Annotated in this window: 20 protein-coding genes and 1 riboswitch; of the genes, 13 read left to right on the top strand and 7 right to left on the bottom strand. The window is 54.1% G+C overall.

Features of this window, described 5'->3' with window-relative positions:
* The first annotated feature begins 6 nt into the window (after positions 1 to 6).
* A complete protein-coding gene (locus R9X49_RS00185) occupies positions 7 to 1,536 on the top strand; it encodes an FAD-dependent oxidoreductase (protein WP_319846732.1) in 1,530 nt (509 codons plus the stop codon).
* Between the two features lie 52 nt (positions 1,537 to 1,588).
* Here the strand turns inward: R9X49_RS00185 and alkB are convergent, their stop codons facing one another.
* Together alkB and ada are read right to left on the bottom strand one after the other, a co-directional pair.
* Positions 1,589 to 2,245, bottom strand: a complete 657-nt coding sequence (gene alkB, locus R9X49_RS00180; RefSeq protein WP_319846731.1) for a DNA oxidative demethylase AlkB — start codon at positions 2,243 to 2,245, stop codon at positions 1,589 to 1,591.
* 14 nt (positions 2,246 to 2,259) lie between these two features.
* Complete coding sequence (gene ada / locus R9X49_RS00175; RefSeq protein ID WP_319846730.1) at positions 2,260 to 3,372, bottom strand: bifunctional DNA-binding transcriptional regulator/O6-methylguanine-DNA methyltransferase Ada; 1,113 nt, start codon at positions 3,370 to 3,372, stop codon at positions 2,260 to 2,262.
* Positions 3,373 to 3,613: 241 nt separating this feature from the next.
* On the opposite strand from ada, the gene R9X49_RS00170 reads away from it, so the two are divergent.
* Positions 3,614 to 4,393 (top strand): L-threonylcarbamoyladenylate synthase, encoded by a 780-nt coding sequence (locus tag R9X49_RS00170; RefSeq protein WP_319846729.1) that lies wholly within the window; start codon positions 3,614 to 3,616, stop codon positions 4,391 to 4,393.
* A gap of 180 nt (positions 4,394 to 4,573) precedes the next feature.
* The gene (locus R9X49_RS00165; protein WP_319846728.1) at positions 4,574 to 5,236 is read left to right on the top strand and encodes a DNA-3-methyladenine glycosylase 2 family protein; all 663 of its coding nucleotides are present in this window, start codon (positions 4,574 to 4,576) and stop codon (positions 5,234 to 5,236) included.
* 23 nt (positions 5,237 to 5,259) lie between these two features.
* Here the strand turns inward: R9X49_RS00165 and R9X49_RS00160 are convergent, their stop codons facing one another.
* On the bottom strand, positions 5,260 to 5,730 hold the full coding sequence (locus R9X49_RS00160; protein WP_319846727.1) for a multidrug/biocide efflux PACE transporter: 471 nt from the start codon (positions 5,728 to 5,730) through the stop codon (positions 5,260 to 5,262).
* Between the two features lie 264 nt (positions 5,731 to 5,994).
* Here R9X49_RS00160 and R9X49_RS00155 point away from each other — a divergent pair, with 264 nt between their 5' ends.
* The 3 genes from R9X49_RS00155 (at position 5,995) to fumA (ending at position 9,368) form a co-directional block, all read left to right on the top strand.
* Positions 5,995 to 6,888, top strand: coding sequence for a LysR family transcriptional regulator (locus tag R9X49_RS00155; RefSeq protein ID WP_319846726.1), 894 nt, complete (start codon positions 5,995 to 5,997; stop codon positions 6,886 to 6,888).
* Between the two features lie 18 nt (positions 6,889 to 6,906).
* Positions 6,907 to 7,143: a helix-hairpin-helix domain-containing protein gene (locus R9X49_RS00150; RefSeq protein ID WP_319846725.1), complete on the top strand. Its 237-nt coding sequence runs from the start codon at positions 6,907 to 6,909 to the stop codon at positions 7,141 to 7,143.
* A gap of 581 nt (positions 7,144 to 7,724) precedes the next feature.
* Positions 7,725 to 9,368, top strand: coding sequence for a class I fumarate hydratase FumA (gene fumA, locus R9X49_RS00145; protein WP_268579966.1), 1,644 nt, complete (start codon positions 7,725 to 7,727; stop codon positions 9,366 to 9,368).
* Between the two features lie 286 nt (positions 9,369 to 9,654).
* Here fumA and norR read toward each other — a convergent pair whose 3' ends face one another.
* Positions 9,655 to 11,193 (bottom strand): nitric oxide reductase transcriptional regulator NorR, encoded by a 1,539-nt coding sequence (norR, locus tag R9X49_RS00140; protein WP_319846724.1) that lies wholly within the window; start codon positions 11,191 to 11,193, stop codon positions 9,655 to 9,657.
* Positions 11,194 to 11,358: 165 nt separating this feature from the next.
* Here norR and norV point away from each other — a divergent pair, with 165 nt between their 5' ends.
* The 3 genes from norV to tehB all read left to right on the top strand — a co-directional run bounded on the left by norV (position 11,359) and on the right by tehB (position 15,010).
* On the top strand, positions 11,359 to 12,888 hold the full coding sequence (gene norV, locus R9X49_RS00135) for an anaerobic nitric oxide reductase flavorubredoxin (protein WP_319846723.1): 1,530 nt from the start codon (positions 11,359 to 11,361) through the stop codon (positions 12,886 to 12,888).
* A gap of 7 nt (positions 12,889 to 12,895) precedes the next feature.
* Complete coding sequence (gene norW, locus R9X49_RS00130) at positions 12,896 to 14,047, top strand: NADH:flavorubredoxin reductase NorW (RefSeq protein ID WP_319846722.1); 1,152 nt, start codon at positions 12,896 to 12,898, stop codon at positions 14,045 to 14,047.
* Between the two features lie 102 nt (positions 14,048 to 14,149).
* Positions 14,150 to 15,010: an SAM-dependent methyltransferase TehB gene (gene tehB, locus R9X49_RS00125; RefSeq protein WP_319846721.1), complete on the top strand. Its 861-nt coding sequence runs from the start codon at positions 14,150 to 14,152 to the stop codon at positions 15,008 to 15,010.
* 108 nt (positions 15,011 to 15,118) lie between these two features.
* Here tehB and ribB read toward each other — a convergent pair whose 3' ends face one another.
* Positions 15,119 to 15,772, bottom strand: a complete 654-nt coding sequence (gene ribB, locus R9X49_RS00120; protein WP_104210040.1) for a 3,4-dihydroxy-2-butanone-4-phosphate synthase — start codon at positions 15,770 to 15,772, stop codon at positions 15,119 to 15,121.
* Positions 15,773 to 15,899: 127 nt separating this feature from the next.
* Positions 15,900 to 16,077, bottom strand: a riboswitch (FMN riboswitch).
* 205 nt (positions 16,078 to 16,282) lie between these two features.
* On the opposite strand from ribB, the gene ubiK reads away from it, so the two are divergent.
* Positions 16,283 to 16,573 (top strand): ubiquinone biosynthesis accessory factor UbiK, encoded by a 291-nt coding sequence (ubiK, locus tag R9X49_RS00115; RefSeq protein ID WP_319846720.1) that lies wholly within the window; start codon positions 16,283 to 16,285, stop codon positions 16,571 to 16,573.
* Positions 16,574 to 16,698: 125 nt separating this feature from the next.
* On the opposite strand, the gene yjeH is transcribed toward ubiK, so the two are convergent.
* Positions 16,699 to 17,952 (bottom strand): L-methionine/branched-chain amino acid transporter, encoded by a 1,254-nt coding sequence (yjeH, locus tag R9X49_RS00110; RefSeq protein ID WP_319846719.1) that lies wholly within the window; start codon positions 17,950 to 17,952, stop codon positions 16,699 to 16,701.
* Between the two features lie 113 nt (positions 17,953 to 18,065).
* On the bottom strand, positions 18,066 to 19,106 hold the full coding sequence (gene zipA, locus R9X49_RS00105) for a cell division protein ZipA (protein ID WP_319846718.1): 1,041 nt from the start codon (positions 19,104 to 19,106) through the stop codon (positions 18,066 to 18,068).
* A 224-nt stretch (positions 19,107 to 19,330) separates the two neighbouring features.
* Between zipA and cysZ the strand changes: the two genes are divergently transcribed.
* The 3 genes from cysZ (at position 19,331) to ptsH (ending at position 21,965) form a co-directional block, all read left to right on the top strand.
* The gene (gene cysZ / locus R9X49_RS00100) at positions 19,331 to 20,122 is read left to right on the top strand and encodes a sulfate transporter CysZ (protein WP_319846717.1); all 792 of its coding nucleotides are present in this window, start codon (positions 19,331 to 19,333) and stop codon (positions 20,120 to 20,122) included.
* Between the two features lie 162 nt (positions 20,123 to 20,284).
* Positions 20,285 to 21,253 carry a cysteine synthase A gene (cysK, locus tag R9X49_RS00095; protein ID WP_039348726.1) on the top strand — a complete coding sequence of 323 codons (969 nt, stop codon included), beginning with the start codon at positions 20,285 to 20,287 and terminating at the stop codon, positions 21,251 to 21,253.
* Positions 21,254 to 21,707: 454 nt separating this feature from the next.
* Positions 21,708 to 21,965 carry a phosphocarrier protein Hpr gene (gene ptsH / locus R9X49_RS00090; RefSeq protein WP_005971891.1) on the top strand — a complete coding sequence of 86 codons (258 nt, stop codon included), beginning with the start codon at positions 21,708 to 21,710 and terminating at the stop codon, positions 21,963 to 21,965.
* Positions 21,966 to 21,984: the final 19 nt, after the last annotated feature.

The following is a 21,984-nucleotide window of genomic DNA, read 5'->3' as shown; positions in this document are numbered from 1 at the left end:
AACATCATGAAACGCTTCAGAAAAAGTGTACTCGCGACGCTCTGTCTCTCAATGATGAGCTGGTCTGCTGCACAGGCAGCGGACGCGGCGAAACCGGAAATCCCAAAAAGCGCCGATATCGTGATTATCGGTGCGGGCGCGGCTGGCACCTCGGCCACCATGGCCGCTGCCGAGAAAGGGGCAAAAATCGTCTTACTGGAAAAACAACCGATAGTTGGCGGCACGGGTAACTTTGCCGAAGGCATCTTCGCCGCCAACAGCAGCATGCAAAAACGTCAGGGGATTGTGGTGACGCACGATATGGCCTTTAAGACCATCATGGATTACAGCCACTGGATGGCCAACCCCTTCGTAGTGCGCGCCTTCGTAAACCGCTCTGCCGACACGATTGAATGGGTAAAATCGAAAGGCATCAAGTTTGAATACATCGGCCCCGGTGGCCCTGGCGGCATGCTGACCTGGCATGTGATCGACGGCCCCGGCCATGGTCGCCATCTGATCAAGACATTCCACGAGCAGTTTAAAAGCATGGATGTCACCACGCTGGTGAAAACGGCAGGTAAAGATCTGGTCGTGAAAGACGGCAAAGTCACGGGCGTTATCGCGCAAGATAGCGACGGCAACACCGTCCAAATAGACGCCAAGGCAGTCATCATCGCGACCGGCGGCTACGCCAACAATAAAGAGATGCTGCAAAAATACGCCGCCTTCCCCGATACCATTATGGTCGGTAACGTCGGTAAAGACGGCGACGGAATTAATATGGCCTGGAAAGCCGGTGCCAAACCGGACGGCCTCGGCCTGCTGCAAGCCTATCGCCCCGGCTTGCCAGACTACGCGCCGAATTCACACCTGCTGGCCGCCGCGCGTCAGCCCTATCTGTGGGTTGACCAACACGGCCGCCGTTTTACGGATGAATCCAACGTCATCATCTGGCCACACTCCGGCAATGCGCTGTCAAAAGCGGGCGGCATCATGTATTCCATTTTCGACGAAACCTCCCGCAAGCATTACGTCGAAGACGGCATTGATGTGCCGATTGGCGAATGGGTGATCGCCAATACCAAGCTGACGAAATTTGATAGCGAATTTACGAAGGAAAGTCAGAAAAACCGTGGCTTCGTCTTCAAATCCGCCACCGTTGACGGGCTAGCGAAAGAGATGGGCGTTGATGCCAGCGTGTTGAAGCATACGCTGGAAGAGAACAATAAGTTTGCGGCACAAAAGCGGGATGAGGTGTTTAACAAAAACATGGATTACCTGCGTCCGGTAAAAACCGGCCCGTTCTATGCGGTAAGAATGCAGCCTGCCGCGCTGGGCACACTCGGCGGCGTGAAGATTGATGAGAAAATGCAGGCAATCGATAAATCCGGCGAGGTCATTCCGGGTCTGTACGTCACGGGTAATGATGCTGCTGGCATGTATGGCGACACCTATGACCTGCTGTTAGGCGGCGGCACATTTGGCTTTGCGCTCAACTCCGGTCGTATCGCGGCAGAAAGCGCCCTTGATTATATGAAGTTCAGCAAGAAATAAGCGTCCAACCCAAAACCAGCCTGTATTGCTCCATGCGGGCTGGTCATTCCTCTTATCCCGCTTTACGAAACGTCAGGTTAAAACGGCATTCGTCGGACATCCCTTCCGGCACATTGCCGCTTTTCAACGGCAGGATACCGTGGAAATAGAGCCGCGACTCACCGCCCCAGACCACCACATCACCATGCGTCAGTGCCACACGCTGCGCTTTATCACTGCGCGCCATGCCGCCAAACAGGAACGTCGCGCTGAGCCCCAGCGAGACAGACACAATAGGTTGGCGAAAATCCCGTTCGTTTTTATCCTGATGCAGGGACATGCGCGTGCCGACGTCATATCGGTTGATGAGGCAAGCATCCGGCTCAAAATCAGCAAAACCGGCTTCACTCGCCGCCTGCTTCGCTAGCCGGGAAAAGGCCTCCGGCATGGCCGGCCATGCCTCTCCGCTCAGCGGATCGTGTGAGGTATAGCGATAGCCGCGTTCATCCGTCACCCAGCCGAGTTTCCCGCAGTTGCTCATCGCCACTGACATCACAAAACCGCCCGGCGTCACCATATTCCGCAGCGGCGCACGCGCGGTGACGGCATTCAGCGCCGCAAGCAACGACGGGGCATCGTCATAGGCGCGACCGCGCAGGATGACCGCACCCGGTGCCAGCGTTTCCGTCCAGCGACGCGGTGCTTCATCGGCAAATAAATCAAAATTCACGATAACGATTCCCCTTACAGATGCGTGCCCTGTTCTTTCTCCAGCAGTTCTTTGTCCAACTGCTCTTTATCCAGCAGGGCGCGCTTACGCACAATGCCCCAGCGATAGCCTGACAGCGCCCCATCGTGCCGGACCACGCGATGACAGGGAATGGCAACCGCCAGCCGGTTTGCCGCACAGGCACCCGCGACCGCACGCACGGCGGCCGGTGCGCCAATACGTTCAGCGACCTCACGATAGCTCTGCGTTTCTCCTGCGGGGATCGCCCGCAGCGCCTGCCAGACACGCTGTTGGAATGCCGTACCGCGAATATCCAGCGGCAGCGTCAGCCCGATAGCCGGATCGTCGACAAACCCGACAACCTGCGCCATCCGTTGCTCAAACGCCGCATCGCCGCCAATCAGCTGTGCGTTAGCAAACATCTCCTGAAGCGCGTTGAGCAGCGATTCAGGATCGTCTCCCAGCAGGATCGCGCAGATCCCTTTCTCGCTTTCCGCCACCAGCACCTCGCCGAGTGAACAGCGGCCAACGGCAAAGCGGATCGTCATCCCTTTTCCTTTGTTCTGAAACGCCGTCGGCGTCATCCCTAAATGCGCGCCTGCTGCGGCATAAAAGCGCCCACTGGCGTCATAGCCCGCCGCCGTAATAGCGTCGGTGACCGCACTCTTTTCCACCAGCTGTTCACGCAGCTGCCGATTACGGTGGGCGCTGGCATACTGTTTTGGCGTCAGACCGGTGATGGTTTTGAACACGCGATGAAAATGGAACGCGCTTATCCCCACGGCTTGGGCCAGCACCGCCAGCGTCGGCTGATGCGCTGACCGCTCAATCATCCGGCACGCGTGGGCAATCTGCTGCGCCTGCTGTTCCTGCCGCGAAAGCGTTCCCTGACGACACCGTTTACACGGGCGAAACCCCGCTGCCTGCGCCTCATCGGCCGTCGCGAAAAACACCACATTTTCACGCCGGGGCTGGCGTGACGCACAGGAAGGCACACAGTAAATCCCCGTCGTCTTCACCGCATAGATAAAGCAGCCGTCAGCCGCGTGATTACGCTTCACCACCGCCTGCCAGCGCGAGTCGGCATCCTGAAACAGCGTATCACTCAGCATCGTATCGTTACGCATTTGTACACCTCACTCCAATCTCGGCATTACTGCCAATCTTACTATTACTGAAAGTCATGCCATGTGCTAACGCTAAACCGAAGCGACCTTATGCACACGTCCCACTCTTGCTTTTTCATTCGGATCGCGCCGATGTTGCTATTTCCAGCGACATTGTCGGTTACTTTTTGAACAAATCTGTGATGCGAATACATGGTACACGGTGAGGTTCAGGCTTTTTCTCTGCAAGCGAGGGGGCAACATGAGCGGAAATAAGGTTCACTGGAATGGCGGTTTACATGATGATGCTGTGCACATTATGTCACGCGGCGGGGGAATCATCGTTTCACCAACCAAAGTGGGTTACATCATCATTGCTTCAGATAAGGTCGGGCTGGAGCGCAAATTTGACGCCAAACAGCGCAACCGCAACAAGCCGGGTGTCGTGCTGTGTGGCTCACTTGCGCAGTTGAAAGCGCTGGCGCAGTTGAATCCAGAAATCGAACGGCTATATCAACGCCATTGGGACGCCGATGTGCTGCTGGGCTGCATCCTGCCTTGGCACGACGACGCCTTAGCGCGCATCCCTAAAGACGGCTCGAAAGCGCTGATGATGGATGACCGCAAAACCAGCTGCTTTGTGATTAAATTCGGTAAACCGAGTGAAATCCTCACGCAGGCGCTGTGGGAAGGGTACGGTAAATTAACCTTTGCCAGTTCAGCCAATCCGTCAGGCAAAGGTAACCGGGGCGAAGTGGAAGGTATCGGTGAACGTATCAGTGCCTTTGCCGATCTGATTATCGAAGCCGACGACTATGTGAAATCTATCCAGCCGAATAAATCCCATGACACACGCTACGAGCAAGGCGTAATGGTGTCGATGGTGGATACGGACGGTCAGTTGATACCAGAACAGAAAGGCAGACGAAGCGTGTATCCGTGCCCGGCGTTGATACGCAAGGGGCTGGATGTGGACAAGGTCATGTTGCTACTGTCTGATACCTTCACCACCTGGGACTATCGCCACGGCGAGTATTATTAACGCATAACAGCGGCATAGCCTGCCGCTGAAATCTCCCCTCTGGCCGTTCCCGCGACAGCGTGTAATCCCCCTCGCCACTTCTTGCTTTTTTATCCGAATAATCCTTTCCACATGGCGCGCCATGCGGCAATCTCCTATGCTCGTTTTCTGCCCTTTGCATTCTCATCATGGAAGCCGTTTATGCCATCCCATCCGCCGTTGGATTTCACGCAGCAGGCCAAAACCCATCTCAGCGCCATCAATACGCGCTGGGCCAGCCTGATCGAACAGGTTGGCGATTGTCGCCATCAGACCGCGCCACACCGGGAACCCTATGAGGCGCTGATGCGTGCCGTTGCCTATCAGCAATTAACGACGCGAGCCGGGGACGCGATGGTGGCGAAGCTCCTGCGGGTACATGACGGTGCCTTCCCCAGCCCGGAACAGATGCAGGCCTGCTCCACCGACACGCTGCGGCAGTGCGGTTTTTCCGCCCGCAAAGCGGATACGCTGCACGGTATCGCGCAGGGAGCCCTGAGCGGTTTGGTGCCCAGCCTCGAACGAGCCGCAGAGATGGATGATGACACGCTCATTCAGCAGTTGACGTCGCTAAAGGGGATCGGGCGCTGGACGGTAGAAATGTTTTTGATTTATTCGCTCGAACGCACCGACATCATGCCGCTCGACGATCTCGGTATTCGTCAGGGGTTGCGCTACGTTTACGATTTGCAGGACATGCCGAAACCGCGCGATTTGCAGGCACTCAGCCTGCCATGTCGGCCTTATCGCACGGTGGCGTCATGGTATTTATGGCGATCGCTGGAGCTACCGGCGTATCAGCACTTTAAACTGACACACCGGTAACGCACAGAATTAACGCAAATGAATTAGCGCAGACGGGAGCTGGTCGACACCTGACGAACGTGGCGACGGCGGTTCACTATGCGCTCCCGCAGGGCATCGTAGGCCCAGTTATACACCACGGTGTACGGCAGGAAGAACAGGAAGAAGCCGATCTCCACCATCAGCGCCTGCCACAACGTGACGTTCAGCATCCACGCCGCCAGCGGCAAACCAATCAGGATAAAACCGCCTTCAAACCCCAACGCGTGAGCAATACGAATCGGCAGCCGACGCTTAACGCGATCTGCCGGCCACAGACGATCGAATATCGTGTTGTAGATCATATTCCAGATCATCGCGACGCTGGACAGCATGATAGCCAGTGCCCCCATATCGAAGAGCGGCTTATTCAGCAGCCAGGCACCCGCCGGCGCACAGATCGACAACGCGATCAGTTCAAAGCCTACCGCATGGTATACACGTTCACGTAAGGTTTTGCTGGTTTTGTTCTGCATAACACATTCACTTTTATTTATTGCACGTTGCTGGTCAATTTTCGCCATGACCATGGATGGCCTCGTATTACGGCCTTATTTTCATCGCATAAGGTGGTAGAGTACAGTTAGATTCCATCGATAAAATCGATATACTCGTCATACTTCAAGTTGCATGTGCGTTGGCTTTCCTCGCTCACCCCAGTCACTTACTGATGTAAGCTCCTGGGGATTCACTGCGTCGCCGCCTTCCTGAAACTCGAATTATTTAGGGTATAGATAACGATGCGATATTCACCAGAATCCTTGCTGGCTTTTGTTACCACCGTTGATGCGGGCTCGTTTTCCGCCGCCGCTCGACGATTGCATAAAAGCCAGTCCACCATCAGCGCGGCCATCGCCAATCTGGAAGCCGATCTGGGTCTGACGCTGTTTGATCGATCCGGTCACCAGCCGGTGCTCACGCTGGCAGGCAGAAAAGTGCTTTCCCACGTGCAGGCGATCTTATCTGCCAGCGAAGACCTGGATGGGCTGGCGATCCGTCTGGCCGACCATATCGAACCCCGTCTGACGTTTGTGCTGTCCGATATCTGGCAAGCGCCCCACTACGAACCCGTGCTTCAGCGTTTCGCCCAGCATTTTCCTGATATTGAGTTTGAATGCCTGATTGCGGAAGGCGATGACGTGATCGATCTGCTGCAAATGAACCGTGCGCATGTCGGGCTATTGCGCGCCCAGACGGATTACCCGCCCGATATTGCCGCCGCGCGTTTACAGATTAAGACCGACATGGCCATCTTCGTATCGGCCGCGCACCCGCTGACAACGGAAAAAACCGTGACGCGCAGCCAGTTAGCGACTGTCCGCCAGCTCTATCTCAATACCTATAAACGCAGCGATCGGCTGCAACCGGAAGGGATAGTCTGGTCTGCGCCGTCCTACCTTATGCTGCTGGAAATGGCGCAGCAGGGGCACGGCTGGAGCATCCTGCCACGCTGGCTGGTGGCGCAATACGATCGGAAAAAGCTGGTGGAATTGCCTGTCGCGGGCTGGCCTCAGTGGATTGACGTGGACGTTGTCTGGTCCAAACCGCATCCACCCGGTCCGGCAGGGCTGTGGATGATCGACAATCTCCTTGCCCAACAAGAGAGTACGCTACACTATGGTGACACTCGCTGATTTATCTACGGAGTCATCATGATGTTTTCCCCACAGGAACGTGAGGCGCTGCTGGCCGTAAAAGGCGTTGGCCCTGCGGTAGTCGCCCGTCTGGAGCAAATGGGCTTCACCACGCTGGCACAGCTGAGTGAAGCCGACGTTAGCGATATTGTGGCGAACGCCGCCGCACTGACGGGCTCAACCTGCTGGAAAAACAGCCCGCAGGCGCGCGCTGCCATCGCTGCCGCCATTACGTTGGCAAAATCACATCAGTAATCCTACCGGCCACAGCACTGTGGCTTTTATGGCGATCTCATTTTTCGTCAGGCGATAAAAAGCCAATAACGATTTCTTTATATCGCCATCAAATAACATTAAAGAATAAATGGTTATTGTTTTTAATTTCACCATTTACTTTACTTAATTAAGCCAATTATACCCTAAATAATTCGAATTTCAGGAAGGCGGCAAGAGAAGGAATCCCGATGAGCTTACTCAGGTAAGTGATTCGGGTGAGTGAACGTAGCCAACGCACATGCAATTTGAAGTATAACGGGTATAAAAGAGGAATATCTTCACATTAAACCGCGTGCCATTTCCCGTGGCGTTCGTATACAGGAAACCTGTGCCGTGCCGCCGTTCCACGCGTCTGCTGCGGGGAAAAAATAACACGCGCATCCCTATTATTGTGATGTACCAAAGTGGTACTTCCCGACAAAAAACCATACTATTATGGCGATTACTACTTTTGTATTCGAGACATCCCTGTAGTGCTGCGGTAATACGCCTTAATAATAAGATGCTGAATCCTATAAGGTGAAAATTTACTAATTAATGCAATTGCAAGTGAGAAAAAAATGTCGAATAAACCCTTCTATTACCAAGATCCGTTTCCACTCAGTAAAGATGACACCGAATATCGCCTGTTGAGCAGCGATTTTGTCTCTGTCGCCCAGTTTGAAGGTCAGGACATCCTGAAGATCGAGCCAGCCGCGCTGACGCTTCTGGCTCAGCAAGCCTTCCACGATGCCTCTTTCATGCTCCGCCCCGCTCACCAGCAGCAAGTTGCCGATATTCTTAGCGATCCGGAAGCCAGCGAAAACGATAAATACGTTGCTCTACAATTTCTGCGCAACTCAGAAATTTCAGCCAAGGGCATCCTGCCGACCTGTCAGGATACGGGTACGGCGATCATCGTCGGTAAAAAAGGCCAGAACGTCTGGACCGGCGGTAACGACGCCGAAGCGCTGTCCAAGGGCGTGTACAACACGTTCATTGAAGACAACCTGCGCTACTCGCAGAACGCCGCGCTGGATATGTACAAAGAGGTTAACACCGGCACCAACCTGCCCGCACAGATTGACCTCTACAGTACCGAAGGCGAAGACTATAAATTCCTGTTTGTCACCAAAGGCGGCGGTTCCGCCAACAAAACCTACCTGTATCAGGAAACCAAAGCGCTGCTGACGCCGGGTAAACTGAAAAGTTTCCTGATCGAGAAAATGCGTTCACTGGGCACCGCGGCCTGTCCGCCGTACCACATCGCGTTTGTCATTGGCGGCACCTCGGCAGAAACCACGCTGAAAACCGTTAAACTGGCATCAACCAAGTACTATGATGAACTGCCGACCGAAGGCAATGAACACGGTCAGGCGTTTCGTGATGTCGCGCTGGAGCAGGAAATTCTGGAAGCCGCGCGCGATCTGGGTCTGGGCGCGCAGTTCGGTGGTAAATATTTTGCGCACGACGTGCGGATTATCCGCCTGCCGCGCCACGGCGCATCTTGCCCTGTCGGCATGGGCGTATCCTGTTCCGCTGACCGTAACATCAAAGGCAAGATCAACCGCAAGGGCGTCTGGCTGGAGCAGTTAGAGCAGAATCCGGGTAAATATATCCCTGAACATCTGCGTGAAACGGGCGAAGGCGATGCGGTTAAAATCGACCTGAACCGTCCGATGGCCGAGATCCTGAAAACGCTGTCGCAGTATCCGGTATCCACCCGTCTTTCCCTGACCGGTACCATCATCGTGGGCCGTGACATTGCTCACGCCAAGCTGAAAGAACGTCTGGATAACGGTGAAGGCCTGCCGCAGTACATCAAAGATCACCCGATCTACTATGCGGGCCCGGCGAAAACGCCAGAAGGCTACCCGTCCGGCTCGTTAGGCCCAACCACCGCTGGCCGTATGGATTCCTACGTCGATTTACTGCAAGCCAACGGCGGCAGCATGATCATGCTGGCAAAAGGCAACCGCAGCCAGCAGGTGACCGACGCATGCCATAAACACGGCGGTTTCTACCTCGGCAGCATCGGCGGCCCGGCAGCAATTCTGGCGCAGAACAGCATCAAGAGCCTGACCTGTGTGGAATACCCGGAACTGGGAATGGAAGCTATCTGGAAAATCGAAGTCGAAGATTTCCCAGCCTTTATTCTGGTCGATGATAAAGGCAACGATTTCTTCCAGGTGATTCAGAGCGCCAAGTGCGTGAAATGCGGTTAACTACGTCCTGTAGTCATTAGAGGTTAGTAGCTAACGCCAGCCGAGCGGGAGTAACGGATAGATCGTAAAGTCGCTGTAAACACGTCCATGTGCGCTCGGCTTGCGCAGATATGAATCTCATCCCGAGATTCACCCTTTCAGGGCCGTCGCGAGCAACGTTCAAAAACGTTCCTGACGTTTTTGTCCATGGCGCAAACGCTTTACTCTTCTATTCCGTTACTCCCGTTTTCGTTCGGTAAATAGGTTTGTCTACGGTCTACAGCGCCCCAATTTTCGGGGCGTTTGTTTATTTGATGCCCAATCGCTTTGCCAGCCGATGCAGGTTGCCGCTGTCTATTTCCAGTTCCCTTGCGCAGGATGACCAGTTGCTCTCATGGCGCACCAGCGTTTGTTGGATGACCCAACGCTGATAGTCGTCCGTTGCCTCCCGCAGGCCGCCGCTGATGAAATACGCCGGCGCGATGTCGATAGCGCTCGATGAACCGGAGGTCGCATGAACAGGCTGGGAGGGAAGTTCGAGATTGAAGTGTTCAGGGCCTAACAGCACCTCGCCTGATTCCTGACCTGCTCGCGCCAGCACGGTGGCACGATAAATAGCGTGTTCCAGCTCACGCACGTTCCCCGGCCAGTCGTACTGTTCCAACAGCGCGCCCGCGTCGGCCGTTAACGCCAAACGCGCCAGCCCCAGCTGCGCACGGCTGCGCTCGCAGAAGAATCCCGCCAGCAGCGCCACATCCTGACGACGCTCGCGCAGCGGCGGTACGGATAGCGGGAACACGCTCAGACGGTGGAACAAGTCAGCACGGAACGCGCCATCCAGCACCGCCTGCCGCAGATCGCGGTTGGTCGCCGCCAGCACGCGCACGTTCACTTTCAGGCTATTGTCATCGCCTACGCGCTGGAGATCGCCATACTGCAATACGCGCAGCAGCTTCGCCTGTAGCGTCAGCGACAGTTCTCCAATCTCATCCAGAAACAGCGTGCCGTTATCCGCCATTTCAAACTTGCCGGTGCGATGATGGATCGCACCGGTAAACGCGCCCTTCACATGACCAAACAGCTCGCTCTCCGCAACCGACTCCGGCAGCGCGGCGCAGTTCAGGTACACCAGAGGATGAGTTGCCCGGCTGGAACCGCGATGAATCGCCCGCGCCACCAGCTCTTTACCGACGCCGGTTTCTCCCATAATCAGCACGTTCAGATCGGAACCCGCGACGATATCGACTTCCTTCTTCAGCCGCTGCATCGGTTCCGACAGCCCGACCATTTCCTCAACGCTTTCCGCCGCCGGACTTTCAGCTCGCACCGGTGCGGGCAACTGCCGCTCAAGACGTTCCATCAACAGCGCGTTGCTCAGCGCCGCCGCCGCCATCGCTCCCACCAGCCGCAGTTCTTCATCGCTAAAATGGTCGAACTGACAGGGATCCATACCGTCCACAGTCAGCGCGCCGATCAGATTCTGATTAGCAAATAGCGGCAAGCCGACGCAGGCATGCACCTTAAGATCTTCCTGACTGGGGATCAGGCCGTCATAGGGATCGGGAAGCTGGCTATCTGCCGGAAAGCGCACCACATCGCCCGCACGGGCAATGGCCTCCAGACGGGGATGATCGGACAGACGAAAGCGTCGCCCCAGCACGTCTGGTGCCAGACCGTCGATCGCCAGCGGGCGGAACAGCTGATTTTCGTAACGCAGCAGCGTCGAGGCATCACAGCGTAGCAGCTGGCGCAGGCTGTTAATCAAGCGCTGAAAACGATCCTGATTTGATAGCCCCATTTGTAGCTCAATGGCAATGCGGGCAAGGGCGTTAATAGAGAGTGTCATGGTGTGTCCTAATGACAGAGTCTGTGTCATTAAGACAATAGATAAATCATGTCATTTTGACAATCATCATTTATTAAACCGTTATAAATCAACATATTAAAAATTGGCACGCTTTCTGCAATCTCTACAGCATATTCCCGTATACGACTATCGAGGTTTCAGAACATGACAATTCACGTTAAGAACAATATCCACTGGGTTGGACAACGCGACTGGGAAGTGCGTGATTTTCACGGCACCGAATACAAGACGCTGCAAGGCAGCAGCTACAACAGCTACCTGATCCGCGAAGAAAAAACCGTGCTGATCGATACCGTCGATCACAAGTTCAGCCGCGATTTTGTGCAGAACCTGATGGCAGAAGTGGATCTGAACACGATTGACTACATCGTGATCAACCACGCCGAAGAGGATCACGCCGGCGCGCTGAGCGAACTGATGGCACGTATTCCCAACACGCCAATTTACTGTACCCACAACGCGATCGATTCCATCACCGGTCACCACCACCACCCGGAGTGGAATTTCCACACGGTCAAAACCGGCGACACGCTGGATATCGGCAACAGCAAGCAGCTGATCTTTATCGAAACGCCAATGCTGCACTGGCCGGATAGCATGATGACCTATATGACCGAGGACGCCGTGCTGTTCAGTAACGATGCGTTCGGCCAGCACTATTGCGATGAGCACCTGTTTAATGACGAGGTAGATCAGACAGAACTGTTCGAACAGTGCCAGCGCTATTTCGCCAATATTCTGACGCCGTTCAGCCGCTTAGTCACCGCCAAGATCCATGAAGTGCTGGGCTTCAACCTGCCGCTGTCGATGGTTGCAACCTCACACGGCGTGGTATGGCGTGACGATCCTGCCCAGATCATCCACCTGTATCTGAAATGGGCGGACAGCTATCAGGAAGACCGCATCACGCTGTTTTACGACACGATGTCCAATAACACCCGCATGATGGCCGACGCCATCGCGCAAGGCATCAACGATGTTGACCCCGGCGTAGCGGTGAAAATCTATAACGTCGCCCGCCACGACAAGAACGAAATACTGACGCAGGTCTTCCGCTCGAAAGGCGTGTTAGTCGGTTCATCCACCATGAATAACGTGATGATGCCGAAGGTCGCCGCCATGCTGGAAGAGATCACCGGCCTGCGTTTCCAAAACAAGAAAGCCTCAGCGTTCGGCAGCTACGGCTGGAACGGCGGCGCGGTAGATCGCATTCAAACCCGTCTGATGGACGCCGGTTTTGAAACCACGCTGGCGCTGAAAACCAAGTGGCGTCCTGACGGTTCCGCACTGGAAATTTGCCGCGAACACGGCCGCGAAATCGCTCGTCAGTGGGCGCTGCATCCGCTGGATGATACACCAGCCCGTCGTGTCATTTCGCCAGTAAAACAGCCCACTGCGGCACCGCAAACCGCCAGCGCCCCGCAGAGTGTGAGCGCCCCCGCCGAGAGCGCCTGTGGTTGCAGTGAAGTCGCGGCGCCACAGTCAACCGCACAGCCAGCGGTGCAGTCAGAAAGCGGCTGTATGCAGTGCAGCGTCTGCCAATGGATTTACGATCCGGCACTTGGCGAGCCGATGCAGGATGTTACACCTGGCACCCTGTGGTCGGACGTACCAGACAGCTTCCTCTGCCCGGAATGCGGGCTGGGCAAAGACGTTTTCAATCCGATTCGCTAAGGAGAGGATGATGAAAGATATCGTGATTATTGGCGCGGGCTTTGCTGCCCGCCAGCTCATCCGGCAACTGCGCAAGCTGGATGCGCACTGCCCTATCCGCCTGATCACCGCCGACAGCGGCGATGAGTACAACAAACCGGATTTAAGCCATGTGATCAGCCTGCAACAGCACGCCGACGATCTGACCAAGATGCAGGCAAGCGCATTTGCCGAAGAAAACCGTATTGCGCTGCTGGCCAACACGCGCGTCACCGCCATTGAACGCCATGCGCAGCAGGTCATCTGCGGCACGGATCGCTATGATTACCACAAGCTGGTGTTCGCAACGGGTGCCAGTGCGATGGTGCCGCCGATTCCGGGACGCGAACATATGCTGACGCTCAATAGTCAGCAGGAATACCGCGCCCATGAAGGCCGACTCTGGCAGGCCGAGCGGATATTGGTGCTTGGTGCCGGGCTCATCGGTACTGAGCTGGCGATGGATCTGGAGCGCGCAGGAAAACAGGTCACGCTGGTTGACTGCGCCAGCAGCATTCTGCCCGCGTTGATGCCGCCCGAAGTCAGCGCGCGCCTGCAATTCACGCTGACGCAACAAGGGGTTTCACTGCTGCTGAACATGAACTTACAGCAGTTGGAAAAAACCGAAACCGGCGTGCTGGCCACATTTACCGATGGTCGGGCTGTCGAAGTGGACGAAGTCCTCTCCGCTATCGGTTTGCAGGCCAACACGCAGTTGGCGAAAGCGGCGGGGTTAACGGTGCAGAAAGGCATTCAGACCAATACACAGTTACAGACCACCGACCCGCAGATTTACGCGCTGGGCGACTGCGCAGAGATTGGCGGCAAGCTCCTGCCTTTCCTGCAGCCGATTCAGCTCAGCGCGATGACGCTGGCGAAAAACCTGCTGGGAGCCAGTGAGGTGCTGACGCTGCCGCCGATGCTGGTTAAAATCAAAACGCCGCTGTTTCCTTTACAGATGGCGGGTGATATCACGAGTGGCGACCTGCACTGGCAGCAGGAATGGAACGAGCAGGGGATGGTAGCGAAAGCGCTGGATAGTCAGCAGGCGCTGCGCGCCTTTGTAGTCGGCGGTGAACGCATGAAAGAGGCATTTCCGCTGCTGCGACAGCTTTCCACTGTAACTTCAACCACGGCCTGACACGGCAAAATAAATAATGCATTTAAAATACATATTTTCTAGTCAGTCTGCGTGCGGATTAATAGAATACGGCCATCGCTTTTGGAATTTACAGAGGTAAAGATGCAAGATCTCATTTGTTATAAGAAAATGCCGCAGTGGAACAGCCAGACGCTGCCTGCCGCGTTTCAGGAAAAGCACAACACGCAGGAAGGCACCTGGGCAAAATTGACTGTGCTGAAAGGGGAAATGACCTTTTCCATGCTGACCGAAGACGGCGAGACGCTGGAGACGTTCCAGTTCTCCGAGGAGAAGCAGCCGCCGTTTGTTGAGCCGCAGGCGTGGCACCGCATTGTTTCCTTCTCTGACGATCTGGAATGTCAGCTCAGCTTTTTCTGCTCGGCGGAAGATTTCTATCATAAAAAATACGGTCTGACGCGAACCCACTCCGAAGTGATCAACGCGGTGCAGTACATCAAACCGGGCAAAACGCTGGATTTAGGCTGCGGCGGCGGTCGTAACTCACTGTATCTGAACCTGCGTGGGTTTGACGTAACAGCCTGTGATAAGCACGAGCAGAGCATTGATTCGCTGAATAACATCATCAAGAGCGAAGCGCTGGAAAACATCCGTGCAGGCGTTTACAACATCAATCTGGCGGAAATCAAAGAGCAGTACGACTTTATCCTGTCGACTGTCGTGCTGATGTTTCTGGAACGCGATCGCATTCCGCACATCATCAGCAATATGCAGGACAGCACCGTTAACGGTGGCTATAACCTGATTATTGCCGCGATGTCGACGGAAGATTGCCCATGCCCAATGCCCTTCTCATTTACCTTTAAAGAAGGCGAGCTGAAGAACTATTACGCCGACTGGGAGATCCTCAAATACAACGAGGATATGGGTGAACTGCACAAGACGGATGCACACGGCAACCGCATCAAACTGCGCTTCGCCACGCTGCTGGCAAAAAAGCCGTAAGTCATTAAAACGCTAGGTTGTTCGAAAAACGTATCGTTCAAAACCTAAGCCATAAAACAGAAAAGGGCCGATTAATCGGCCCTTTTGTTTGCGCGGTATCCGCAAGAATCAGCTGGCTTTGCGCTCTGCCGCGATGCGGTAAGCCACCAGATCTTCAATCGTCAGTACCGGCATGTTGTGCTGCTTGGCAAACGCGATCACTTCCGGCGCGTGCGCCATTGAGCCATCATCGTTCGTCAGTTCACACAGAACGCCAGACGGCTTCAGGCCCGCCAGCGTCATCAGATCAACCGTTGCTTCAGTGTGACCACCGCGCGTTAATACGCCACCCGGTTGGGCGCGCAGCGGGAATACGTGACCAGGGCGATTCAGGTCGCTCGGCTTGGCGTTATCCGCAATCGCGGCACGAATAGTGGTCAGGCGGTCCGCAGCGGAAACCCCCGTCGTCACACCTTCGGCGGCTTCAATCGTTACAGTGAACGCCGTTTGGTAATGGCTGGAGTTCTTCTCCACCATCATCGGCAATTCCAACTGCTGGCGACGCTCTTCCGTCAGGCACAGGCACACGATGCCACTGCCGTGACGAATCGTCAGCGCCATCTGTTCAACGGTCATATTTTCAGCGGAGAAGATCATGTCACCTTCGTTTTCACGATCTTCATCATCCAACACCAGCACGCCGCGGCCATGACGCAATGCATCAAGTGCGCGTTCTACGCGTTCAGTAGGATTGCCAAATTCAGAAAGTAATGTCTGATTCATGGTAAAAAACCTCAATGTTATTATGAATTACCAGAATCAGGGCGAGCTTGAGGAGTAACCATTACGACTGGTTGCATAGCAATGGCTAACAAAAATAACGCGAGCGGGCATATAGCCCGACAGATACCGTTACTCTCTCCCATCCGGACTTTAACCGTCGGCCCCGGAATTACACCGGATCTGCTGACCCCACGTTGCGAAATCGATAATTACTATCAAAAAACACAGCATGAGCGCTCGCGGGCTTCCAGTATGTATACTGGTTTACCGCCGGTGGGGAATTACACCCCGCCCTGAGAATAAGCGCATTTACTATAACGCTAATACCTCGATAGGGCAATTGATCCGCCGCAGGAAATAGGGCAAAACGTATGCTGAATTACAGTAAAACTATTCTGAATTACAGTAAAACCATGCTGAATATGTGCAAAGCCGATGTCAGACTTCGTTTATAGGCATTACACTTGCTACTATAGTAGTGACTTTATATAACCTAATCAGGAAAGCGACATGATTGACCCAAAGAAGATTGAGCAAATCGCCCGTCAAGTGCATGAATCTATGCCAAAAGGTATCCGGGAATTGGGTGATGATGTGGAGAAAAAGATTCGTCAGGTCTTGCAAGCACAGCTGACCCGATTGGATTTGGTGAACCGTGAAGAGTTCGATATTCAGACGCAGGTTCTGCTCCGCACGCGCGAGAAGATTGCCCGTCTGGAACAGCGTATGACCGAGCTGGAAGCGAAACTGTCTACGGAAGAAAAGCCTGCCGCAGCGACGGACAGCGACTCATCCTTATAACAACTCTTCTCATCACAAGAGCTCGTCATCATCGCAATGCAGCGCCCTAATCAGGGCGCTGCTCAATTCCCTACCCCGCATATCCGAAGCGCAGATTTCACGCCACAGAATTCAGAATCAACGGCTCAGTGAGAAACCAGTTCAACCGACTTGCGCGGCAGGACCAGCCATAGCACCGCCAGCATGATTAATGCATATAGAGATTTCCAGCCTATCATCAGCAACAGCGCACAGCAGAGCAGGCCCCCGATTGCCGCCATCACGCGCGCACGCCCTTTCAGCAAACGCCATCCGGCCAGCATACACAGCAGATAGATCAGTACAAAGATGCCGTTCGCGTACACAATCAGCATATCCAGCGGTAGCCTGAGCCAGTAAATCAACAGGCAGCACACCAGACAACAGGTCACCACAACCGACAGCGCATTTACCGGCGCCTGCCCCGCGGACAGCTTTGCCAATGCACTTCCTCTTGATGCCTGCGACCAGACGAGACGGGCAAATCCCTGGGTGTAGATATTCACGCTGGCAAAGCAGGCCAGATACCCGACAAAACAGGCAATCCACAGCGCATGTTCACCAAACAGCTGCACGACAATACCCGGTAGTGAAGCCGTTGCGGCAATCCCTTCGCCGTAAGCCTTAAAATGCAATACCGCCACCGTGCATCCCCAGTAAACCGCGCCGGCAACCAGCATGCCGATAAGTAAAGCCCGTGGGAAATCCCGCTCCGGCACCCGAAACTCCGTCGCCATATGGGCAAACGCTTCAAGACCCACGAAGCACCAGAACATCACGGCCAGCGCGCCGAAGGTGTTAGACCATGACAGATCCTGTACCGACGGCCAGGGAATGTGTGCGGGCGTAATATCGCCCTGCCACCAGATCGCAGCAACCAACCCCACCACCAACATCGCGATAACGATCTGAATGTTGGCGCTGGACCCTGCACTGCGCAGGCCAAGCAGCCAGATGCCGCCCAGCGTCAGCAACTGTACGCAGAGCAACCCCAGATCGCTCCAGCCAAATGCTGCCTGCCAAAACCCAGCAGCAATCTGCAAAGCAGCGGGTAACCCCAGCGGAATAACGGAAAGAAATAACCAGCCGGTCACTCGCGCCATACGCGGCCCAAAGGCCAGATTAACAAAGTGTGCTGCGCCGCCCGCATTAGGAAAATGTTGCCCCAGTGCGGCAAAGCCAATAGCGATAGGAAAAACAAACAGAATCAAGATCGGCCACGCCCACAGGCTATCCTGCTGCGCCAGCTGTGCGACCAGAGCAGGAACCGCAAACACGCCGGTCCCCAGCAGAGAAGTAGAAAGCAGTCCCACGCCCTGAATCAGACCAAGCTCTTGTTTTAATCCTTTTACTTCACTCACAACGTTTCACCTTTTCTTGCTTTTTACACCACACCACGGCCGGGTCGAAGAATAAAAAAAGCCTCCACTAACGGAGGCTTCTCTCACCCACAGCATTCACAAACTTTATGCTGTCAGACGTTGGCTTTCAGCACATCGCGAATGCGGGCTTTGTAGGATTCAACCTTCTGCGGCGTCATCATGCGACGCTCATCATCCTGCACCACGCCGCCAACATCGTCGGCAATACGCTGCGCAGACTGTAACATCAGTTTAAAGTTTTGGCTGGCGTCGCCGTAAGACGGCACCATCATGAAAATGGACACGCCGGGCGTCGAGAATTCGGACATCGCGTCCACATTAAACGAACCAGGTTTAACCATATTCGCCAGGCTGAACAACACCGGACCGGCACCCGCTGGGTTCACATGACGATGGAAAATGTTCATTTCACCAAACTGGAAACCGGCCTGAAGCAGGCTCTGCAACAGCAGTTCGCCGCCAATAACTCCGCCCTGATGCGCCACGACGTGCAGCACCAGAACCGCTTCTTTTGCCGCTACGGGTTCAACAGGCTCAGCGGGTTGCTGAGGCTGCGCAGGCGCAGGTTGAACCTTCTCATGCAGCGAATGCGCAGCAGGCTGCTGCGGGGTAGATGGCGGCGCATCATATGCAAATGACTCACGCGGTGTGTCAATGTTCGGCTGGGTAGGCGTTTCTCTGGGATTGACAACCTGCGGGTTGCTATCGCCACGCACCTGTGAACGCGGAGAATCCACCGGCGTGGCTTCATCCAGTAAAGGATCGTAAGAAGAGACGGGAGACAGATGCTCGAACGGCGATTTCGCCTCTGGGCGAATCTCTTCACGAGCACTGTTATTATCAAATGACTGATTATCAAATGGACGGTTATCAAATGACGAGTTGTCAAATGACGCGCTGCCAAATGAGGGCTCATTCTGTTGCGGACGCGCACCCTTCACGCGAACTTCGCCAACGCCTTCATCCAGCTCGTCAAGCGGCGTTTCATCACGCGCTTTCTTTGCGCGTTTAACCGGGCGGTCACGAAAAAGGGACGAGCGCTCTTTACGGCTAGTCCACAAGCCGTGCAGTAAAAGCGCTATTATAGCGATCGCGCCAACAACGATTAATATCAGACGCAAGTCCTGCATCATTGCTATCCCAATTGTTCCAACAATACATTGCCACCACGGCAAATACTTATACTACTAACTCTATTTGCCTGAGTACACAAGTGCAAGCCTGCACGGTACTTTATGACAATAAAGATAGATACAACGCACTTTTTTGCTGTTTTTTCATCCAAATGCGGGCTAGTCAGCATAAGATCATCCCGATATGATGCCTCAACAAACAAATGACTGAGTATATTGTCACTATGTCTTTCGAAAAACCGTCTTACGGCAACACCGCAGGCCAGGTTCGTAGCGGAATACACTATTTTCTTGCCGGATGGCGTTTGATCTCACTGCCGGGCATCCGACGTTTCGTCATCCTTCCCTTACTCATGAACATCGTGCTGATGGGCGGTGCTTTCTGGTGGCTTTTCACCCGCTTGAATGATTGGATTCCCCAGCTCATGAGCCACATTCCGAGCTGGCTGCAATGGCTTAGCTACCTCATTTGGCCACTCGCCGTCCTCTCCATCCTGCTGGTATTCAGCTACCTATTCAGTACTATCGCCAATTTTATCGCCGCACCGTTTAACGGCTTATTGGCGGAGCAATTGGAAGCAAAATTAACCGGCCAGACGCTGCCGGACAGCGGCATGCTCGGCATCGCCAAGGATGTCCCGCGGATTATGAAGCGTGAAGTTCAAAAGCTGGCGTATTACCTGCCACGCGCGATTGTGCTATTGCTCCTCTATTTCATCCCCGGCATCGGGCAAACTGTCGCGCCGGTGCTGTGGTTCCTGTTCAGCGCGTGGATGCTGGCGATTCAGTACTGCGATTATCCGTTTGATAACCACAAAGTGGGCTTTTCCACCATGCGGCAAGCATTACGCCGCCACAAGGTCGCCAATATGCAGTTTGGCGCTCTGGTCAGCCTGTTTACGCTGGTGCCTTTTTTGAATCTGGTCATCATGCCCGTCGCGGTATGTGGCGCAACGCAACTGTGGGTCGATCGCTATCGGGATCTGTCTGCAACGCTGCCGAAAAAAGCGTCATAAAAAGCGCATGTGCACTGGCTGATCACAGCCAGTGCTTTCTATTGTAATGAAAAGATATTTCTTAAGAACATAACGATATAGCAATTCTTTACTTCACTGAAAGGTGTGAACGAGTATTCTCTCTATGTTCGCAAAAATTTCATACAGTTATAAGGACAGGCTATGAGCAAGATCTACGAAGACAATTCTTTCACAATCGGCCATACGCCGCTGGTTCGCCTGAACCGTATCGGCAACGGACGCATTCTGGCTAAAGTGGAATCCCGCAACCCCAGCTTCAGCGTAAAATGCCGTATCGGCTCCAACCTGATTTGGGATGCAGAAAAACGCGGCGTTCTAAAACCAGGCATTGAGCTGGTTGAACCTACCAGCGGAAACACAGGGATTGCTCTGGCCTACGTCGCAGCGGCTCGCGGTTACAAACTCACGCTCACCATGCCGGAAACCATGAGCATCGAGCGCCGTAAGTTGCTGAAAGCGCTGGGTGCCAATCTGGTGCTGACCGAAGGCGCGAAAGGTATGAAAGGTGCCATCGCCAAAGCGGAAGAGATTGTCGCCAGCGATCCGAGCCGTTATCTGCTGCTACAGCAGTTCAGCAACCCCGCTAACCCAGAAATTCATGAGAAAACTACCGGTCCTGAAATCTGGGAAGACACAGATGGTCAGGTTGATGTCTTTATCTCCGGCGTCGGTACCGGCGGTACGCTGACCGGTGTCAGCCGCTACATCAAGAACACCAAAGGCAAAGCTATCATCAGCGTGGCGGTTGAACCAACCGATTCACCGGTAATCACTCAGGCGCTGGCTGGCGAAGAGCTGAAACCAGGCCCGCACAAGATTCAGGGCATCGGCGCGGGTTTCATTCCGGGTAACCTGGATCTGAAACTGATTGACCGCGTAGAGAAAGTGACAAATGAAGAAGCGATCAGCACCGCACGCCGTTTGATGGAAGAAGAAGGCATTCTGGCTGGGATTTCTTCCGGTGCCGCCGTTGCCGCAGCGCTGAATTTGCTCAAAGAGAAAGAGTTTGAAGGCAAAACCATCGTTGTGATTCTGCCTTCTTCCGGCGAACGTTACCTCAGCACGGCACTCTTTGCCGACCTGTTTACCGAGCAGGAACTGCAACAATAATCTCCCGGCCGCACTCGAACAACAAGTGACCAATGTGTTAAAAAAGCACCTATTTAGGTGCTTTTTTGTGGCACACTTCAAACTTTCCACCACATACAGATTGCTTTTCTACATCAGGTTTAGTATTTAACCGAACAATTATTTTGATGCGTGAAATTAATGTCAGACAAATACCACGCCCCATCACATTGTTTTTTGTCCTGCGCAGAACGTTTTTTTCCTGCGCACGATAGCCACATCGCCGTTTTGCGACCGAGGTTAAGATAATGGGTAGCGGGGGCGACGGTATTTGATGGTATTTTATCCAGGAAATACGTTTGACGGTTTTCTTGTCGCATCGTGGCCCGCCCCTGTAACATAAATCAGGAGCTAACCAAACAGGCTAAAGTTCAGTGAATCAGCTAAACTTTAGTTCCACAACATTAATCTAATCCATAAGTTGGGGAAAAAAAGCATGTTCCAGCAAGAAGTGACTATCACCGCACCGAATGGCCTGCACACTCGTCCCGCTGCTCAGTTCGTCAAAGAAGCCAAAGGCTTCACTTCTGAAATCACCGTGACGTCCAACGGTAAGAGCGCTAGCGCCAAAAGCCTGTTCAAATTACAAACACTCGGCTTAACCCAAGGAACTGTGGTTACCATCGCTGCGGAAGGCGAAGACGAACAAAAAGCGGTTGAACATCTGGTTAAGCTGATGGCCGAGCTCGAGTAAGCAACGGGTCTTTTTAGTG

Source organism: Pectobacterium carotovorum (assembly GCF_033898505.1).
Lineage (GTDB): Bacteria > Pseudomonadota > Gammaproteobacteria > Enterobacterales > Enterobacteriaceae > Pectobacterium > Pectobacterium carotovorum_J.
This window is presented reverse-complemented; position numbering and strand designations above follow the sequence as displayed.

Excerpts from the sequence above, each read along its gene's own strand:
- R9X49_RS00185 (WP_319846732.1), top strand. The coding sequence starts at position 7 with ATGAAACGCTTCAGAAAAAGTGTACTCGCGACGCTCTGTCTCTCAATG.
- ada (WP_319846730.1), bottom strand. The coding sequence starts at position 3,372 with ATGCGTAACGATACGATGCTGAGTGATACGCTGTTTCAGGATGCCGAC.
- R9X49_RS00170 (WP_319846729.1), top strand. The coding sequence starts at position 3,614 with ATGAGCGGAAATAAGGTTCACTGGAATGGCGGTTTACATGATGATGCT.
- R9X49_RS00165 (WP_319846728.1), top strand. The coding sequence starts at position 4,574 with ATGCCATCCCATCCGCCGTTGGATTTCACGCAGCAGGCCAAAACCCAT.
- R9X49_RS00160 (WP_319846727.1), bottom strand. The coding sequence starts at position 5,730 with ATGCAGAACAAAACCAGCAAAACCTTACGTGAACGTGTATACCATGCG.
- R9X49_RS00155 (WP_319846726.1), top strand. The coding sequence starts at position 5,995 with ATGCGATATTCACCAGAATCCTTGCTGGCTTTTGTTACCACCGTTGAT.
- R9X49_RS00150 (WP_319846725.1), top strand. The coding sequence starts at position 6,907 with ATGATGTTTTCCCCACAGGAACGTGAGGCGCTGCTGGCCGTAAAAGGC.
- fumA (WP_268579966.1), top strand. The coding sequence starts at position 7,725 with ATGTCGAATAAACCCTTCTATTACCAAGATCCGTTTCCACTCAGTAAA.
- norR (WP_319846724.1), bottom strand. The coding sequence starts at position 11,193 with ATGACACTCTCTATTAACGCCCTTGCCCGCATTGCCATTGAGCTACAA.
- norV (WP_319846723.1), top strand. The coding sequence starts at position 11,359 with ATGACAATTCACGTTAAGAACAATATCCACTGGGTTGGACAACGCGAC.
- norW (WP_319846722.1), top strand. The coding sequence starts at position 12,896 with ATGATGAAAGATATCGTGATTATTGGCGCGGGCTTTGCTGCCCGCCAG.
- tehB (WP_319846721.1), top strand. The coding sequence starts at position 14,150 with ATGCAAGATCTCATTTGTTATAAGAAAATGCCGCAGTGGAACAGCCAG.
- ribB (WP_104210040.1), bottom strand. The coding sequence starts at position 15,772 with ATGAATCAGACATTACTTTCTGAATTTGGCAATCCTACTGAACGCGTA.
- ubiK (WP_319846720.1), top strand. The coding sequence starts at position 16,283 with ATGATTGACCCAAAGAAGATTGAGCAAATCGCCCGTCAAGTGCATGAA.
- zipA (WP_319846718.1), bottom strand. The coding sequence starts at position 19,106 with ATGATGCAGGACTTGCGTCTGATATTAATCGTTGTTGGCGCGATCGCT.
- cysZ (WP_319846717.1), top strand. The coding sequence starts at position 19,331 with ATGTCTTTCGAAAAACCGTCTTACGGCAACACCGCAGGCCAGGTTCGT.
- cysK (WP_039348726.1), top strand. The coding sequence starts at position 20,285 with ATGAGCAAGATCTACGAAGACAATTCTTTCACAATCGGCCATACGCCG.
- ptsH (WP_005971891.1), top strand. The coding sequence starts at position 21,708 with ATGTTCCAGCAAGAAGTGACTATCACCGCACCGAATGGCCTGCACACT.